The organism is Pantoea sp. Sc1, from assembly GCF_000255315.1.
GTDB classification, from domain to species: domain Bacteria; phylum Pseudomonadota; class Gammaproteobacteria; order Enterobacterales; family Enterobacteriaceae; genus Pantoea; species Pantoea anthophila.
This window is the reverse complement of record NZ_AJFP01000001.1, coordinates 2,189,947-2,206,154: the sequence shown is the minus strand read 5'-3', so window position 1 is coordinate 2,206,154 and position 16,208 is coordinate 2,189,947. Positions and strand designations below refer to the sequence as shown.

The 16,208-nt window shown below is 59.9% G+C and carries 11 protein-coding genes; 5 read left to right on the top strand and 6 right to left on the bottom strand.

Going from position 1 to position 16,208, the window contains the following annotated elements; all coding sequences use genetic code 11:
• Positions 1-17: 17 nt before the first annotated feature.
• Both S7A_RS10180 and S7A_RS10175 read left to right on the top strand, forming a co-directional pair.
• Positions 18-452, top strand: a complete 435-nt coding sequence (locus S7A_RS10180) for a ribonuclease domain-containing protein (RefSeq protein ID WP_009090297.1) — start codon at positions 18-20, stop codon at positions 450-452.
• On the top strand, positions 452-715 hold the full coding sequence (locus S7A_RS10175; protein ID WP_009090295.1) for a barstar family protein: 264 nt from the start codon (positions 452-454) through the stop codon (positions 713-715). Before S7A_RS10180 ends, S7A_RS10175 begins: the two co-directional genes overlap by 1 nt.
• 90 nt (positions 716-805) lie before the next feature.
• Here the strand turns inward: S7A_RS10175 and S7A_RS10170 are convergent, their stop codons facing one another.
• The 4 genes from S7A_RS10170 to S7A_RS10155 all read right to left on the bottom strand — a co-directional run bounded on the left by S7A_RS10170 (position 806) and on the right by S7A_RS10155 (position 8,900).
• The gene (locus S7A_RS10170; RefSeq protein ID WP_009090293.1) at positions 806-3,169 is read right to left on the bottom strand and encodes a virulence factor SrfC family protein; all 2,364 of its coding nucleotides are present in this window, start codon (positions 3,167-3,169) and stop codon (positions 806-808) included.
• Positions 3,166-6,129, bottom strand: a complete 2,964-nt coding sequence (locus S7A_RS10165; RefSeq protein ID WP_009090291.1) for a virulence factor SrfB — start codon at positions 6,127-6,129, stop codon at positions 3,166-3,168. The genes S7A_RS10170 and S7A_RS10165 overlap by 4 nt, the downstream gene beginning before the upstream one ends.
• Before the next feature lie 2 nt (positions 6,130-6,131).
• The gene (locus S7A_RS10160; RefSeq protein WP_009090289.1) at positions 6,132-7,553 is read right to left on the bottom strand and encodes an SrfA family protein; all 1,422 of its coding nucleotides are present in this window, start codon (positions 7,551-7,553) and stop codon (positions 6,132-6,134) included.
• A 171-nt stretch (positions 7,554-7,724) separates the two neighbouring features.
• The gene (locus tag S7A_RS10155) at positions 7,725-8,900 is read right to left on the bottom strand and encodes a benzoate/H(+) symporter BenE family transporter (RefSeq protein WP_009090288.1); all 1,176 of its coding nucleotides are present in this window, start codon (positions 8,898-8,900) and stop codon (positions 7,725-7,727) included.
• Positions 8,901-9,038: 138 nt separating this feature from the next.
• On the opposite strand from S7A_RS10155, the gene S7A_RS10150 reads away from it, so the two are divergent.
• From S7A_RS10150 to S7A_RS10140, 3 genes are all read left to right on the top strand, one after another.
• Positions 9,039-9,596 (top strand): helix-turn-helix domain-containing protein, encoded by a 558-nt coding sequence (locus S7A_RS10150; protein WP_009090287.1) that lies wholly within the window; start codon positions 9,039-9,041, stop codon positions 9,594-9,596.
• Positions 9,597-9,662: 66 nt separating this feature from the next.
• Positions 9,663-10,094 carry a MarR family winged helix-turn-helix transcriptional regulator gene (locus S7A_RS10145; protein ID WP_009090285.1) on the top strand — a complete coding sequence of 144 codons (432 nt, stop codon included), beginning with the start codon at positions 9,663-9,665 and terminating at the stop codon, positions 10,092-10,094.
• Between the two features lie 9 nt (positions 10,095-10,103).
• On the top strand, positions 10,104-10,661 hold the full coding sequence (locus S7A_RS10140) for an isochorismatase family protein (RefSeq protein WP_009090283.1): 558 nt from the start codon (positions 10,104-10,106) through the stop codon (positions 10,659-10,661).
• A 74-nt stretch (positions 10,662-10,735) separates the two neighbouring features.
• Here S7A_RS10140 and S7A_RS10135 read toward each other — a convergent pair whose 3' ends face one another.
• The gene (locus S7A_RS10135) at positions 10,736-13,555 is read right to left on the bottom strand and encodes an autotransporter outer membrane beta-barrel domain-containing protein (RefSeq protein ID WP_009090281.1); all 2,820 of its coding nucleotides are present in this window, start codon (positions 13,553-13,555) and stop codon (positions 10,736-10,738) included.
• A gap of 343 nt (positions 13,556-13,898) precedes the next feature.
• On the bottom strand, positions 13,899-16,019 hold the full coding sequence (gene pqqU, locus S7A_RS10130; RefSeq protein WP_009090280.1) for a TonB-dependent receptor PqqU: 2,121 nt from the start codon (positions 16,017-16,019) through the stop codon (positions 13,899-13,901).
• Positions 16,020-16,208: the final 189 nt, after the last annotated feature.

The following is a 16,208-nucleotide window of genomic DNA, read 5'->3' as shown; positions in this document are numbered from 1 at the left end:
TCGTCACGGATGCCATCATGTCAAAAAAACTCTGGATTGGACTTTTCTTTGTCCTCGCGGCCTGCTTTTACGGCCTTAAACCTTATCTCAACACCGTTTCTGCGCCGGCTCAGGCCGATATCGCCACCCTGACCGATGCCCACACCGTGGCGCGCTGGGTGCTACAGCATCAGCAGTTACCGGACTACTACCTGACCAAAAACGAAGCGCGGCAACGCGGCTGGAATCCGGCCAAAGGTAACCTGTGTGAGGTTCTGCCTGGCAGAGCCATCGGCGGTGACCGTTTTGCTAACCGCGAAAAGCGGCTGCCACCGCGTGCGGGTCGCCAGTGGTATGAAGCGGATGTGAATTACCGCTGCGGACATCGCGACGCCGATCGTCTGGTCTATTCCTCTGACGGGCTGGTGTTTCTCTCCACCGATCACTACCGCAGCTTCAGACAGGTGCCCTGATGCTTGAACTGAACTTTGATCTGCGCGAGCTCACCACGCGCGCGGCTTTTTATCGCGAGTTTGCCGGGCAGAGCGGCTGCCCGCCGACCTTTGGTCATAACCTGGATGCGTTGTGGGACTGGCTGACGGGCGGCATGGCGCTGCCTGCCACACTGCGGTTGCAGCATTACGCGGCGCATCAGGCTGATTTAGCGCCGGTGCTGGCGCTGCTGGAAGAAGCGGCGCAGTCGCTGGAAGGCGAACTGCACCTGATCGTGGAGTAAGCCGGCAACGGTTTTTATTGCCGTCTCAGTCTCAGGTCGGCCGGGAAGCGGGGGGTAGCCGCACAGAGGCGAACTGCACCCGGTTATAGATTACGTGCGCAGCGGCTTCAGCAGGGCAATCAGCGCCTCGCGGGCCGCCAGTGGCAGATCGCCACCGCCGGTATAGCCGTTGTTCTCAACGATCACCTGATTCAGTCCCACCAGCCAGTCGTAGATGTAATAGGCGGTGTGATTCGCCGGTGCCGCAGAGAGTCGGGTCAGGCGCTGACCGGCACCGAAGCTGACGCTGGGAGCGGGCGGGCGCGAGAAAATCACCTGGCCGCGGTTGACGCGGCTGGCGGGACGTTCTGATTCCGGGCGCTGTAAAAAGCCGAGCCAGGCCACAAAATCGCCCAGCACCGTCATCGCCCGCGTCACCTGCCGGTCGGCGCGGGATTCGTGCGTCACGCTTTGCGTGTCAGGTTCGTGCAGCGCCTGCTGCAGTTTTTGCGCAATATCGGTGCGGAACCCGGCGGTGATCAGCTCTTCTACCAGCCACTCCATCGTCGCCTTATCCACGTTAAGTAACGCCAGCAGGCTGCGGTTTTCCGGCAGCTGACGCAGGTGATCCAGCCACAGCAGCAGCACCTGGCGCGGAAACTGCTGGCTGCTGTGCAGGCTCTGACGCGGCTGAGCCGGTACGTCAGCGGGTGCGTCACTGAACAGGTCAAATTCAAACCCGATGCCGAACTGATTCTCCGGCGCCTGATGGGCCGGTTTGCTGCCCGGCAGGGTCGTCTGATTGAGCCACAGTTGACGCAGTGCTTCGCGCGGCGGCTGCAGACGCTCCAGAAGCTCGCCATGCAGGCCGGTGCGATGCTGTAAACATTTCAGCAGCGTGTCGGCGATGTTCTGCTTGCGTGCCGCCTGTTCCGGGCTGGCACCCGCCTCGGTCCACGGCAGTAAACGCCGCTCTACGACGGTGTGCTGAATCTGCGCGAGCTGGGCCAGCAGCATGTCGCGGCGGGCGTCAGGCTGCATCTCATCCTGCAGCCAGCTCGCCATGCGATCGACGCCCGCGCGATCCAGGGCCAGCATGGAGCCCCAGTGCTGACCGGGCTGTCCCATCTGCCGCTGCACCGCCTCATCCACATTAATCTGCTGATGACGGGCGTCGAAGGGGGTGATGGCCCAGATGAGGCGCGGTTTCTCTGCGGCCTCCTGAGCAGGCTGCTGGCGCTGCCATTCGCGCAGCGTTTCGCTGACCCGATCCGCATCCTGACGCTGGCTGGCCGCCGTGCAGACCAGCAGCAGATCGATCGCCTGTCGCGCGGCATAAAAGCCCGGCAGCAGGGCGCGTTTCTGTTCCAGCAGCTGTGCGCGCAGCGGGTCCTGCTGCTGCAGGCGCTGACGATCTTCCTGGGTCGCCACATCACTGGCGTGACCGGGCGCAGGCAGCTCCAGCATATCAGCATCATCATAGAGCGCGGTGCGCGGAGTGGAGCTCAGCGGCACCAGCACTTCCAGCGTCAGCAGGGCCAGCAGGCCCAGCGGGACGCGCTGGGCCTTGCCGATGCGGTTACCGTTCAGCGGGCAGACTTCCACCGGCTGCTGCTGATCCTGTTCGCTGGCTGGCACAATCAGCTGCCCGGCAGGCAGCAGGGCGTTATCGACCAGCAGGCTTAAGGGGGCGAGCACCCGGCTGCTGTTACGCAGCTGATGGCGCAGATGCAGCAGCGTGCGCAGCATCTCGCTCAGCGCCGGTTCGGCGGGCCAGAGCAGGGAGAAAAGCTGCACCCGGTCGTCGACGCTCAGCCAGGGAGCCAGCTCAACCGCCTGCGGCCAGAAGTGGCGATCCAGGCGCGCATCGTAGTGCGGACGGCGACGGCACCAGGACCAGAGCGTGACCAGCGCATCACTGTCCAGACCGGCCAGCGGTGAGGCGAGGCGATGGCGCTGCAGACGCTGCAGCCCGCTGTCGATCTGCGCCACGTCGGGTGTGCCTGCAGCGGAACAGGCGAGCATCAGACGGATAACTTCTGCGTCATTCAGCAGGGTCAGTTCAACCGGCCACTCAGTCGAGAGCGGCTCGCGCTGATGGCTGAAGCGGGTGGCGGTGGCAAAATCCAGGTTGCCGGGATTGATATGCTGGAACCAGTAGAGCTGTTTGTCGCCCATGCGGGTCACCAGCTGGCCCTGTGCATCGGCCACCATCTCGTTAAGCAGCCAGGCTTTGCCGGCCTGCGACTGACCAAACAGGGCCAGCGTCACCGGGCGGGCGACCTGCTGTGCCAGCGCCTGGGTCTGCACGCGAGCCTGACGCAGTTGCAACGTAAGCGTTTCCGCCTCCAGCGACAGACGCGGCGACTGCTCACGGCTGTTCTCAATCCATTCCAGACTGTTGTTCAGGGCGTCCTGTAACAGGCCCAGACGTTTTGCCAGCGTCTGAGGCTGACGGGGTTTCAGGGCTTTCATCGTTTACACACGCTCCCGCTGTCAATCCAGTATTGCGCATTGGCGTTGCCGGTCGCCGATAGGGTATTCAGCTTCAGACTCAACTGCTCCAGCGGCACTCGGGTGCCATCATCCAGCTGCGCATCGCTCAGCACCAGGTTTTCCGGGCCGGACGCACCGGGGCCGGCTTTGACCGCCAGGCGGATGCGCAGCACGCTTTCGCCCGCGACTTTACGCGCCAGCGTCGGGTCGTTCAGCGTCAGGCTGTAAAGCGGTGAGGCGGGCCAGCGATCGTTATCGAGCTGGCGGAAGCCCAGACAGACGTTACCCCGGATGCGGAAACTGCGTTTCCGGTCCAGCGCAAAGCCAGGATCGTCGAGGTCAATGTCGCTGTAGCAGAGATTCTCATCCGTCAGGGCCTGGTTTTCATCGAGCATACCCAGATAGCGGATGGTCGAGTAAGGTTCAAAATCACCCGCGCGGAACCAGAAGCTGCTGAGGCGCAGATCCAGCGCCAGCAGGCAGAGCATCGCGCCGACGGCGGCGGTCGATTTCGGGTTGTCGATGCGGCCGTGCTTGTTAAACGGATACCAGTCGCTGGTGTGATAGCCTTCCAGTGACAGAATGCGGCTGCCCGGCAGCGGCTGCAGATGGCGCACCAGCGCCTGAATGCCAGGGAAGCGTGACGGACGCCCGGTCAGCAGCAGCACATCGCACTGGTAGAGCGAGACCACCTCACACATGGAGCGCAGCGCCGGGATAATGGCCATCCGGTGCTGCATAAACTCGCCGTGCAGCTGCGCGAGGCTCACGACCAGCGGCACCTGCAGCAGATCAAAGCGGCTGTTGCCGCCCAGCTCACGCTGGATCTCGCCGTTGACAAAGGCGAGCACCGCCTCGCCAGGCGTCTGCTCAACCAGTTCGCCGAACAGGGCGTTGATTTCTGCATGACTCTCCAGCGGATCCCAGTTCTCATAGCGTTCCAGCACCGCCTGCGCCAGCGGGATAAACAGCTGCAGCGTAACCTGCTGACGCAGCGTGGCCTGACCGTCCATGCGGCTGTCGTGACCAAACAGCTTGTTCATCAGCGGTTCCGCCAGCGTCAGGCCCGCTTTCTGCAGGTGCTGCTGCAGCGCCGGTAAGATCCACAGCTGAATCACATCCAGCAGGATGTCATCACCTGCCACCTTAAAGCCTTCGCGAAACAGCAGGCGCGGCGTGATTTTAACGTTGTTGCCCTGACCATCATCCAGACGATACTGGGTAATCGCCAGGTCGGTGGTGCCGCCGCCGATGTCAATCGAGGCGATGCGCAGGCTCTTACCTGGCAGTTCGCCCTCATCGCGCGGCCGATCCGGACGCGCCATGCTGCTGAAAAAGTCTTCAGCGCGACCGGCAAAGTTGACCTGCGTCTCATTGAACAGCCAGACCATCTGACCACAGGTGGCTTCATCCCACTCCATCTGCACATCCGGCAAAGGTTTCGGGTTCTGACGGGAGACGGCCGATGCCAGATCATCCTCATCCGCGAGCCAGCCTTCGGCTTTCCAGACCAGCGCCAGCGCCTCCTGCATCCGGCGACGGAAGATTTCACGCTCCGGCTTGGGCATCGCGGACGGCAGCGTCAGGATCACATGGCGCAGCTGACGCGGCGCGTGACTCTGCGGCATACGCTGACGCTGAGCCGCGCTGTTCATCTGCATCAGCGCCTGAGCCAGCAGCTCACAGAGCATAAAGGTCATCAGCGAACTGCGGCTGTAGTGCGGTGAAAAGACCGGCAGACGATCGTCCGGCGCCAGCGTCGACAGCGGCTGGCCTTCATCGTTCAGCAGCGTGGTAAAGGGGGCACCATAAGCCAGCGGTTCCGCCTGCTCGCCCGGCGTATTAAAGCGCCAGCCCGGCTGATAGCGTGCCTCATCCCACAGATAACGGCGCGGGCTGGAGAGGCCGGTGCTGCCTTCCAGTCCCGCACGCTGCAGGGCCAGACGGCTCGCCTCACGACCGACACGCGTCAGCGACGGCCACATAAAGGCCTGTTCGCGCCCGCTCTCCAGCGAAAAGTTCGCTTTACCAAAGCGGGTTTCGGCAAATTCCAGACGGCTGTCAAACAGCTCGTTGTAAACCTGATGCGGCTGAGAGAGGTCGCGCAGCTGCAATTCATAGGTCTGCTTCAGGCCGTTGCTCTCTTCCGGGTGATCTTCCACCAGGATGCCGCAGGTGTGGGAGTTGCCCACATCAAGGATGATATCGACGTTGACCGCCGGGGTCTGCAGTGTGGCGGCCTGAATGTGGATCTCGCTGAGGTCGAGCTGCTGGCCCAGCAGCTCCAGCAGATTCAGGTAGTGCGCCTGATACTCAAATTCACGCAGCGCCTGTTTGATCGCCTGCTCGCGGCGGTCGCTGACGCGGTCGGTAAAGGATTCGCGCAGCCAGCCATCGACCCAGGTCAGATCGAGAAAGTCGCCCAGCTCGTAGTTGTGCCAGGCGAGGGCAAAGGTGACACCATTCTGCGCATCCGCCGGGGTAAGGCCCAGCTGCTCGCCGCCATCCTCTTCCGCCACGCAGCGGGTATCAAAGGCAAGGGTAACGCGATGGGTATTGCCCGCTGCGTCCGGTGCGGGCAGGGCAACCAGACGCATCCGCGCCCAGTTTTCAGGGCCACCGATAAAACGACGTCCGCTGGCACAACGCAGCATGGGCAGCGGCAGCCAGCAGGCTGACAGCAGCGTCAGGGAGTCCGCCAGCGCGATATCGGATTCCGGGCGCACCACTTCGGCAGCACCACCATCTTCCGGATAGAGCAGGAACTTTCCGCTGTTGCCATCGACGTTCAGGCGCAGCAGCGGGCCGTTGGCCGTCTGGCGCACAAACTGACGGCGCGCCGGGGTATCTGAGAGTTGCAGGCCAAAATCCAGGAACTGCACGCCGCTGTTTTCAATCAGCGAAATTTTTTGTTTGTCATCGATCAGGGGAGCCAGCATCGTTATTTACTCTCACGCTTAATCGTCATCGGGAAGACCCGGTCTTCAGCAAATTGCGCTTCGCACTGCGCGGCGCCAATGCTGGCGTGGCAGACAAGCAGCGGCATACGGTAGCGCGAATTGTTCTGGCACTTCGCGGTGTAGCGGCTCTCAATCACCAGATTACCGGCGCTGGTCATGGCGGCGCTGACATCGGCTTTACAGCTGGTATTACCCTGAGTGACCTGCACGCTGCCTTTACCATTTTTAAACTGGAAGCGCATCACGGGTGGCTTACCGGTTGGCGTCGGCATCTGGTTGATGGTGACCCGCCAGCGGCCATCGATCACCTGCACCTGCCCGTCACGCACCGCATCCGGCGTCACAATCAGATCGTCTGGCTTCGCCGGTACCGTCGGGGTCGCTTCACTGGCAAGGGTAGCAGACGCGGCGGCAGGCGGGGTCTCGGTGGTGCTGGCCGCTGACTGCGGCTGTGTGTCGGGGCGCGCTTCAGCCGTGGCCGTCACCGCTGGCGGGGTGAGGGTGGCCGGCGTCGTCACCGCAGGCGCGCTGGCGGCCACGGTCGGTGCGGCAGCCACCGGAGGCTGGCTCGCCGTGACTGCCGGCGTAGCGGGAGCCGGCACCGTCGCCGGGGTCGCCGCTGGCTTCGCCGTTGCCAACGGGGTGGACTCAGAGGGTTGACGATGCAGCAGCACCGCCACCATGACGGCGGCGGCAATCGCGACCGGTGGGAGCAGATACCAGACGCGGAAACGGCGACGCGCCGGGAGAGGCGCAACGGGCTGAGCGTCGACAGGCGCAGCAGGCTGGGGTTCAGGTTCAGGCAGGATCTCAGGTTCCGGAACCGGTGGCGGCGCGAAGGTCTCCGGCTCTGCCACGACAGGCGCGGCAGGCAACACAGCCGGTGGCGGTTCAACCAGCGCCACCGGCAGATTCTCTTCCAGTGTGTCACGCAGGCAGGCCAGCGCGTCATCGCGGCTGCGCGCCTGCGCGTCGACAAAGCCCCAGAACGTGATCACCGGTTTGCCATCGACCAGATAGACATACTGCTGGTCGGGAAATTGCAGAGTTTTGCTCAGCAGCGCGCCAAACAGGCGCATCGACGGGTTCTCTGCCGCGCGCGCGCGCGTACTGAGATCCTGCATATCCTGCTGGCAGGCGGTAAGGTGCTGCAGCGCCGCGCGACGCTCATGATCGCTGGCGCCCAGCCAGGATTTCACCCGGCCGCTGAAAGGGGCATACCAGTCGAGGCGGTCGCCCCGGTCGTTGGCCTGGGGAATGGCCAGGCAATCTGCCAGTGCGCTTTGACGGCGCAGGCGCAGGGTTTCACGAATTTGCAGTGCTGAGGCGTAGACCGGCTGGCCATTTTCACCTAATGCCAGAACTGCATCTAAATTACCGCTGCGCAGAAAAGTTTTTGCCACCTGTTGGGCCCTTATCGGTCGTTGTCTGAGGCAGAAAATCGCGTGTTATCGACGATTACGTTGATTTTACGCGGGGCAATGACAAATCAAACGGCAGAAAAGGGGCTAAATCCAGCGTTTTTTTCACTGGCTGGCGGAAAAACAACCGCCAGTTCAGTGAGATCAGCAGATTCAGGCGCGTCTGCGCACCAGCAGCAGATGGGCGATAATGCCGCCCACCAGGCCCCAGAAGGCCGGACCAATACCCAGAAGCGAGACGCCGGAAGCGGTGATCAGAAAAGTGATCAGCGCGCTGTCGCGTTCAGCAGGCTGTTCGAGCGCGCGCTGCAGGCTGCCGCCCAGCGTGGCAAGCAGAGCCAGTCCCGCCAGCGCTTCAATCAGCACTCCAGGCAGGGCGCTGAACAGCACGGCGATCAACGCCCCGGACGCACCCGCCAGCAGATAGAAAATTCCCGCCAGTACCGCCGCGCGCCAGCGTTGCTGCGGATCGGGGTCGACCTCATCACTCATGCAGATCGCCGCGGTAATGGCCGCCACACAGACGGAAAAACCGCCAAACGGTGATAACAGCAGCGCCGTCAGGCCAGTCCAGCTCATCAGGGCAGACACTGGCGCACGATAACCGTGCGCCTGTAAGGTCGCGATACCGGGGGCGTTCTGCGACGCCATCGTAACCAGAAAATAGGGCACTCCGATTCCCAGCAGGGTGGTCAGGGTAAAGTGCGGCATCACCGGTTCGGGCAGCATTACGCTTAAGGGCTGCGGCGGAAAGTGAATGGCGTGCTGCGCCAGCGCGACGGCGATACCGATCAGCAGGGTGACCAGAATGGCATAGCGGGCCAGCCAGCGGCGGGCCAGCAGCCAGGCGAGACACATGCTGCCGCAGAGCACAAAGTTGGTCTGCAAATCGGCAAAGGTCTGCAGCCCGAAGCGCAGCAGAATCCCGGCCAGCATCGCCGCCGCCAGCGAGGCGGGAATGTGATTCATCAGTCGGGCAAACAGTCCGGTGACCCCGCACAGGACGATGAGAAGATTGGAGAACACAAAGACGCCCACCGCCTCGTTCAGCGAAATGCCATGAAAGCTGGTGGCCAGCAGCGCCGCGCCCGGTGTTGACCAGGCGGCCAGCACCGGCATACGGTAGCGCAGCGACAATCCCAGCGAGGCGATCCCCATCGCGATGCCGAGTACCGAGAGCCAGCCGCCGATCTGCGCCGGTGTGGCGCCCGCCGCCTGAAACATCTGATAAATAATGGCGCCGCTGCTGCTGTAGCCCACCAGCACGGCGACAAAGCCGGAAACCACCATCGGCAGGGTAAAACGGGGATGTCCCACTCTTTTCATCATCGCTCTCTCTGTCACCTTCAGCGAAGGTGAATCTGCGTTGTGCGTTATAGCGCACATAATTGCATGATACGCTATAACGCACAAGTGCTACACTGGCAGCATAACGTCAGCTCATTGACGAAAAATGCAGGAGAAAAAATGGCAGATTTTCAGCAACACCTGAGCGCCGCGCTCAGACAGTTGCGCCAGGCCAACGGCTGGAGCCTGACGCTCACGGCAGAGCGAACCGGCGTCAGTAAAGCGATGCTGGGGCAGATTGAGCGCGGCGAGTCGAGTCCGACCGTAGCCACGCTGTGGAAGATCGCCACCGGTTTCAGCGTTCCCTTTTCCTTTTTTATCGACGGACGGGTGCTTCCCTCTGGCGCGGTCGCCGGGTTCAGCCAGGCCAATGCCGAGATGACGGTTCATCCGCTGCTGCCTTACGATCCGCAGCTGCGTTTTGATCTGCTGGCGGTTGAGCTGGCAGCGGGCGCGCAGAGCCAGTCGTCCCCCCATGAAGCGGGCTGTGTCGAGCAGGTGGTGGTGATTGAGGGCGAGCTGCTGCTGGGCGTCGGTGATATCTGGCGACGACTGGTGGCGGGGGAGGCGTTCCAGTTCAGGGCGGATGTGGCACACAGCTACCGTAATCCGCTGGCGACGCCACTGCGTTTTCACAGTCTGATCCACTATCTGCAGCGTCCGGACGTTACAAATTGATACCTGAGTAAACTACACAGTTTACCTTCGTATCTCTATACTTTCGCCTGGCTATGGAGACCGGCAATGAGCGATCTGACTGAATCGGCAGCCCTGCTGCGCATGCTGGTGGGTAAGCTGAGTCGCCGCCTGCGCGAATCGGCCCCACCCGGTGAGTTAACCTGGTCACAGGTGGCGGTACTGGGCCATCTGGTGCGGGACGGGGCGATGACGGTGACGCAGCTGGCCGCGGCGGAAGGCGTGCGCAGCCAGTCGATGGGCAGCACCGTTGCGGGGTTACTGGCGGCGGATCTGGTGACAGGGGAACCCGACCCGCACGATGGCCGCAAGACCCGCTACCTGCCGACCGCGGCCAGCCTGGCGGTGATTGCTTCCAGCCGCGCGATGCGTGACGACTGGCTGGTACGGACGCTGGAGGCCCGGCTGACACCGGCTGAACAGCAGCAACTGACCGATGTTCTCCCTTTACTGCAGCGACTCGCTGACCATTCACTTTAAGGATTTAATATGGCTGTAACCACACTTGATGCAAAAACGGCGCTGATTGTTATCGACCTGCAGCATGGCATTGTGGCGCTGCCACTGGTCCATGAGCCGCAGCCGGTAATCGAGCGCTGTGCCGCGCTGGCGGCGGCATTCCGCCAGCATAATCTGCCGGTTGTGCTGGTTAACGTGGCCGGTGGTGCGCCAGGCCGCACTGAGCAGGCCCGTCACAGCGGTGAACTGCCTGCCGACTGGGCGACGCTGGTTCCGGCGATGACGCCGCAGCAGAATGACATCACCATCACCAAAAAGAGCTGGGGCGCGTTTCAGGCCACGGCGCTGCACGAGGAATTGCAGCAGCGCGGCATCACCCAGGTGGTGATCTGCGGGATCGCGACCAGTATCGGTGTGGAGTCCACGGCGCGACAGGCCTATGAGTCGGGTTACAACGTCACGCTGGCAACCGATGCGATGACCGATCTCAACATTGATACGCACAACAACAGCATCAATCTCATTTTCCCGCGCCTGGGTGAAACCGGCAGCAGTGAGGAGATTGTTGCGCTGCTGCCGCAGGCCTGATCTGACTGAGTATCAGGCAAAAAAAGTCCTGCCACGGAGGGCAGGACAGGGATGGCTGAACGTGCCACCTTCAGTTAAAAGCTAAAACGGTAACCGGCATTGAGCTGGCGTTGATCAAAGCGCTGACCGGTCGTTAAATCGGCTTCCAGATAAAGATGATGTGCGGTGTCTATATCGGCACTGACTCCCAGTCCGTTGCGCAAGGCATTTCCGCTGAGATCCGCTTTCTCCGTTGAACCGTTCAGAGCATATTGCATGCTGGCTGAAAACTCGCGTTCCACGCCGGTTTTGAAATAGACATTGTAATTCGTGGCTCCACTTTTCTGACTGTATCCTGCCAGCGCGCCTGCCCGACCGTTAACGGAATGATAATCTTTAAACGCGATAACCAGACCGTTGCTGGCCCGGGTCTGCGACCCTTTCTGCCGGCCTGCGGTAATCTGAGCCTGAGGTTCGAGATAAAAGCCCTGGTCATCAGGAGAGAAGTGAAAACGCCTGCCCGCCTCAACGGAAAATGTGAATCCGGTTGATTTGGCCTGACCGGAAACCAGATTCTGCTGGCTATCTTTCACCTTGAACTGATTGCGGATGCGGTTGATCTTAACGACCTGATCGACGTAAAAACCGTTGTCGGCGACCCAGGTCAGATAGCCCCCCACATGTTCTGATTTGGCCGTACCCTCGCCCCCGCGGTAGTGAGGTGAGGCGTGGGTGGTCCCCATAAACAGGCCGCCTGACACGTTTATATCTTCGGCCAGACGCTTATCTGCGCCAAACTGATAGCCGCTGTAGCCCATTTCAAAGTCACTCAGTCTGCCGCCTGAGAAGGTGTTCAGTTTACCGCCGAAGCCCCGCAGCCAGACATTCCCTTTCGCATTGTCCTGACGGATGTCGCCCAGGCGCTGAAACAGGGTTTGCGTTTCGACATAGTTCATCAGGTAACTGATATGCAGGAAATTACCGCCTGCATCTGCCGTGGTGGTAATCGGGGGCGTCGGTGCCGGTTCAGGTTCAGGTTCAGGTTCAGGTTCAGGTTCTGGCGCAGGCTGCGGAGCAGGGGCTGGATCTGGTGCCGGATCCGGAGCGGGTTCTGGTTCCGGTGCTGATGCGGCGCCGGAAGAATAGAGTTCCCAGTTCGTGCCGGTTTTACGCACTGAGTAGAGATAGCCGCCCAGTTCAATATCTGATGCTGTGGTAAAATTTGCTATCCCGTCAGGAGTTTCTGCCACGGTTAATAACTCATGGCCTGTTGTCGCCAGACTGCCCTGATTAACAAATGACAATGTGAAGTCACCCTGGCTGCTGTTTGTGACAACCAGCTTATCGCCATGGTTATTAACGCCATCACCTTCACCTGCCAGATCAATACGCATATTAAAATTACCACTACCTGACAGATCGGCAACGGTTAAGGTGGAATAATCGGATGCAGAGATTGACCGGGTAAAATCAATCTGCCCCTTATTCATGTTTAACCGATCCACATTTGAATTTGCGCTGACATACCAGTCACTTTTATTTAAGGTCGTATTCAGATACCCCTTATTCACACCGTCGCTGATGGCTGCGCCTTGCCAGACCGAGCCGGGCTGCAGCGCTAAATCAACGAATCCGCCGCGGGAATAAACGGATCCTGTCATATTCAGTTTGCCGTCGATATTAACCACGCCCTGTGCATAACCTTCGTTATATTGCGTGGCGATGGCGAACTGATCTGCCGAAGCCATAGCGATATCGACATTACCGGTCAGATTGATCTCGCCGCCTGTCATTGCATAAAGCGCCGCTCTGGGAGTCACTGAACTACTGATGGAAACATTATTCGCCGAGATATGACCCGCGTTCAGCGCCCACAGCGCCATGTCGGCGCTGGTAATATCGGTCTCATCAAGCGTAACAGAGGAGCCAGACGTCTGGGCAGATGCGGCATAAGAACCGCCTGAATGAAGGCTGTTTCGCTGTTCTGCTGTTCCTTTGAAGTTAATGATTGCTGACGTGCCGCTGGCGACGATGCTGCCAGCCTGAGCAGACGTTACCTGACTGCCGGGGCCAATGTCAGCAACGCCATTCTGACGCACTTCAAGACCGATTGAGCCGCTTCCTGTCGTATTAATGGTCAGATTATCAGCGGCGAGTTCACCAAAGTTCCAGATACCAAAGGCGTTCGCGCCAGTTGTCGTGATGGTGCTTCCGGATCCGAGATTGGCGAGCGAATCGGCCTGCAGATTGAGGCCATAAGCAGAATCGCCTGTCGTGTTGAGCGTCAGTTGATTTGCGGTCAGTGTTGTGCGGCGGGATGACTCTTTCCCATTCAGGGCATGGACCCTGATAGCGTGGCTTCCTCTGCCCTGAGTCGATAGGGTGCTGCCACTCCCCAGGTCCACGCGGGTGCCCGCATTGCTGACGCTGAGGCCAAAACCACCGTCTCCTGTCAGATTCACCGTAAGGGCTTCCGCTTTCAGCGATGACGCTCCCCGAATCAGGATACCGGAAGCGGTAGCGGTTCCGGTCACATTGACAGTGGTTCCCGTCCCCAGATCGGCAGTAATATCCTGACCCGTAATATTAATGCCCAGGGCACTATTTCCACTGATATTGAGAGTAAGTCCTTCCGCAAACAGCTGGCTCTCATTCCCCCAGATGACTACGCCGCGTGCATAATTATCGGCATCAGTAACGTTTATAAAAGCGCGACGACCCAGATTAACAATTCCGGTCTGATTGTAGGGATTGACGACGCCATATAGCCCGCCTGAATAGGTGGCGTCTCCGGTCAGAATGTCGCCATCATTCAGGGTTATATTCGCCCCTGTCTGGCTTCCGATATTCTCACCCGCCACGTTACCGCTCATCATAAATCCTGTCAGTAACGCCAGCGGCGTTAAACGACTCATTATCTTATTCATCAGCAAAACATTCCCTGTGTGGCACGAAAAATCAACGCGCACACAGAAAAATTAATTATTCAATGTGCGCCTGAGCAGATACGTTTGAGCTGAGGATAATTTATCAGGGAAGGCGGATTCTATTTTTGATTTATCCCAAATGTGCCCCGGTTTCTATTATCAAAAGAGGGTTCTGGTTGCAATAAGGTTACGGGGGTGGGTAAATAAGGGGCTTTTCTTATGAGTGCGGGCCTGTGTGGGTTATTAATCAACTAAGAATGTAACGAATATTATTAATTGGCAATGCAGGGTTCGACGGTAATAAGTGGCTTTATAAAAGCCACTTATTAAATTAGTTAAATGCGTAACTCACCGTGAATCCAGCGCTGTAATTACGACCGGGCGCAGACTCGAAATAACGGCCATTACTCTCGTTCACAATCACCGACCCCACGTAATGCCGGTCAAACAGGTTATCGACCCGCCCAAACAGATCCAGCGTCCACGCGTCCAGTTTCCATTTATAGCCACTGTTCAGTGCGGCCACCGTGTAAGAGGGGGTGTTAACGCTGTTCTGATCTTCAGCGGCAATCTGGCTCAGGTAGCGCACTTCACTTCCCGCATAGAAGCCCTCTTCGGGCAGGTAGCCCAGGCCTGCGTAGGCCATGTTGCGGGCAATACCCGGAATGCGGTTGCCGTCACAGCTGTCACTGCCGCAGGCGTTGCTGCGATAGCGCGCATCCAGCAGGGTGTAAGCCATCTTCAGCCGCCAGTCCCAGGCAAACTGCTGGTCCAGGCTCAGCTCAAGACCGCGACGGCGTGTCTGACCGGCGTTTTTATAGGTGGTACGACCGCCGCTGCTGGCATCTGCCACAATCTCATCGCGGGTGTCAGTCTGGAACAGCGCCGCGCTCAGCAGGCCATTGCCGATACGTTTTTTGGTGCCTGCCTCCAGCGTGTCGCTGGTGGCGGGTTTCAGTCCCAGGTTCAGGCCGGTCGCATTATCCGAACGATAGGAAAGCTCATTGATGGTCGGGGTTTCAAAGCCGCGCCCGGCAGAGATCCACACGTTCCAGCCGGGATCAACGGCATACTTCAGCGCCGCCGCGGGCAGCCACTTGTGATAGCGCGCATTCCCGCTGTCGTCGCCGTTGCCGGGACGAATGTAGAAGTCATTCGAGTCAAAGTTGACGGTGCTGAAGCGCACGCCCGCATCGAGCGAAAGCTTATCCGTCAGTTGCCAGGCGGTCTGCAGGTAGGGATCGAGCGTCCACATCAGGTTGCGCTCGTTGCGTCGCAGATTGCCCTGTTCGCCCAGGTGCGTAACGCCATCACTGACGGTGAAGTTCTCGTAGCCCTTACGGCGCTCGCTCATGGTTTCATAGTCGAGGCCACCGGTCAGCGCTACCGGAATGGACAGCAGGGTATCGCGATGAGTCCAGCGGGTGTCTGCACCCTGATAATGGCGGGTCAGGGCGATCACGCCACCGGGATGGGAAGGTTTAAGCTGCACGGCGGCGGGAATCGACTGGAACTGGGTCGTTTCGCGCATGCCCGCATAGAGCATGACGCTGAGGTCGTCATTTTCACTCATCTGGCGCTGATAGCGCAGACCGCCCTGGGTCTGATCGACCGTTTTGCGGGTGTTATAGAGCGAGACATTGTTCACCACCTGACGCGGATTGTCGCGCCACTGTGCCGCGGTCAGGCCGCCCGGGTCCTGTGCGTCGATGTGAACGCTGTTAAACAGCAGCGTCAGGGTACTGACATCATCAATGCGCACGCCGAGTCTGGCGTTTCCGAGGTTTTTCTGGGCGGAGCTGTGGTCGCGATAGCCGTGGGTGGTAAAGCGGGAGGCAGAAACGGTGTAGTTCACATCGCCGGCATGCGAGCCATCACCGGTCGCGCCGCTGGCTTTGATACTGTTGCGCCAGCTGCCGTAACTGCCGTACCAGCTGCCGGCTTCCAGCGTCGCCGGCTGCTGCCCCTGCTGTGTTGTGACGTTGATGACCCCGCCTGACGCATTGCCATAGAGTGCTGAGAAGGGGCCGCGCAGCACTTCAACATGGTCAACCGAGCCGATATCAATATTTGAGGTCTGTGACTGCCCATCCGGCATGGTCGCCGGAATGCCATCCACATAAATGCGCAGGCCGCGCACGCCATAGGTGGAACGGGAGCCAAAGCCGCGCATCGAAATCTGCAGGTCCTGGGCGTAATTTTGTCGGTTCTGGATCTGCAGACCGGGCACGCTGCTGAGGTTTTCCGACAGGTTCACGCGCGGGGCGGCCTGGCGCATATCGTCGCCGCTGACCACGCTCAGGGCCGCGGGGGTATCGAGTTCGTTGAGCCCCTGTTCTGACGGTGCGGCGGTGACGACTAGGGTCGCGTCGTTATCCGCTGCCAGCAGCGGCAGCGGCAGCATGGCGGGCAACATGACCAGCGTCATTTGACGCAGAGAAATTATTTTCATTATAAGTCGCCTGGAAAAGAGAAGAGGTATTGAACCAGATGGAACAATTGTCGCGTATGGTAAGGGTTTGCCCGGTTGGGGTACACCGTTTCGGGCTGGATTTTTTCTCTGTTTACCGCCAGGCTGAAACGCAACTTTACTGGTCACGGGCATCCACCGTTGTGGGATGCCGTCAGATAACTCAAGGGA

Bases quoted from the DNA above. Each gene is read 5' to 3' on its own strand.
- S7A_RS10180 (WP_009090297.1), top strand. From the start codon at position 18: ATGTCAAAAAAACTCTGGATTGGACTTTTCTTTGTCCTCGCGGCCTGC.
- S7A_RS10145 (WP_009090285.1), top strand. From the start codon at position 9,663: ATGAGCGATCTGACTGAATCGGCAGCCCTGCTGCGCATGCTGGTGGGT.
- S7A_RS10175 (WP_009090295.1), top strand. From the start codon at position 452: ATGCTTGAACTGAACTTTGATCTGCGCGAGCTCACCACGCGCGCGGCT.
- S7A_RS10165 (WP_009090291.1), bottom strand. From the start codon at position 6,129: ATGCTGGCTCCCCTGATCGATGACAAACAAAAAATTTCGCTGATTGAA.
- pqqU (WP_009090280.1), bottom strand. From the start codon at position 16,019: ATGAAAATAATTTCTCTGCGTCAAATGACGCTGGTCATGTTGCCCGCC.
- S7A_RS10170 (WP_009090293.1), bottom strand. From the start codon at position 3,169: ATGAAAGCCCTGAAACCCCGTCAGCCTCAGACGCTGGCAAAACGTCTG.
- S7A_RS10135 (WP_009090281.1), bottom strand. From the start codon at position 13,555: ATGAGTCGTTTAACGCCGCTGGCGTTACTGACAGGATTTATGATGAGC.
- S7A_RS10155 (WP_009090288.1), bottom strand. From the start codon at position 8,900: ATGATGAAAAGAGTGGGACATCCCCGTTTTACCCTGCCGATGGTGGTT.
- S7A_RS10140 (WP_009090283.1), top strand. From the start codon at position 10,104: ATGGCTGTAACCACACTTGATGCAAAAACGGCGCTGATTGTTATCGAC.
- S7A_RS10150 (WP_009090287.1), top strand. From the start codon at position 9,039: ATGGCAGATTTTCAGCAACACCTGAGCGCCGCGCTCAGACAGTTGCGC.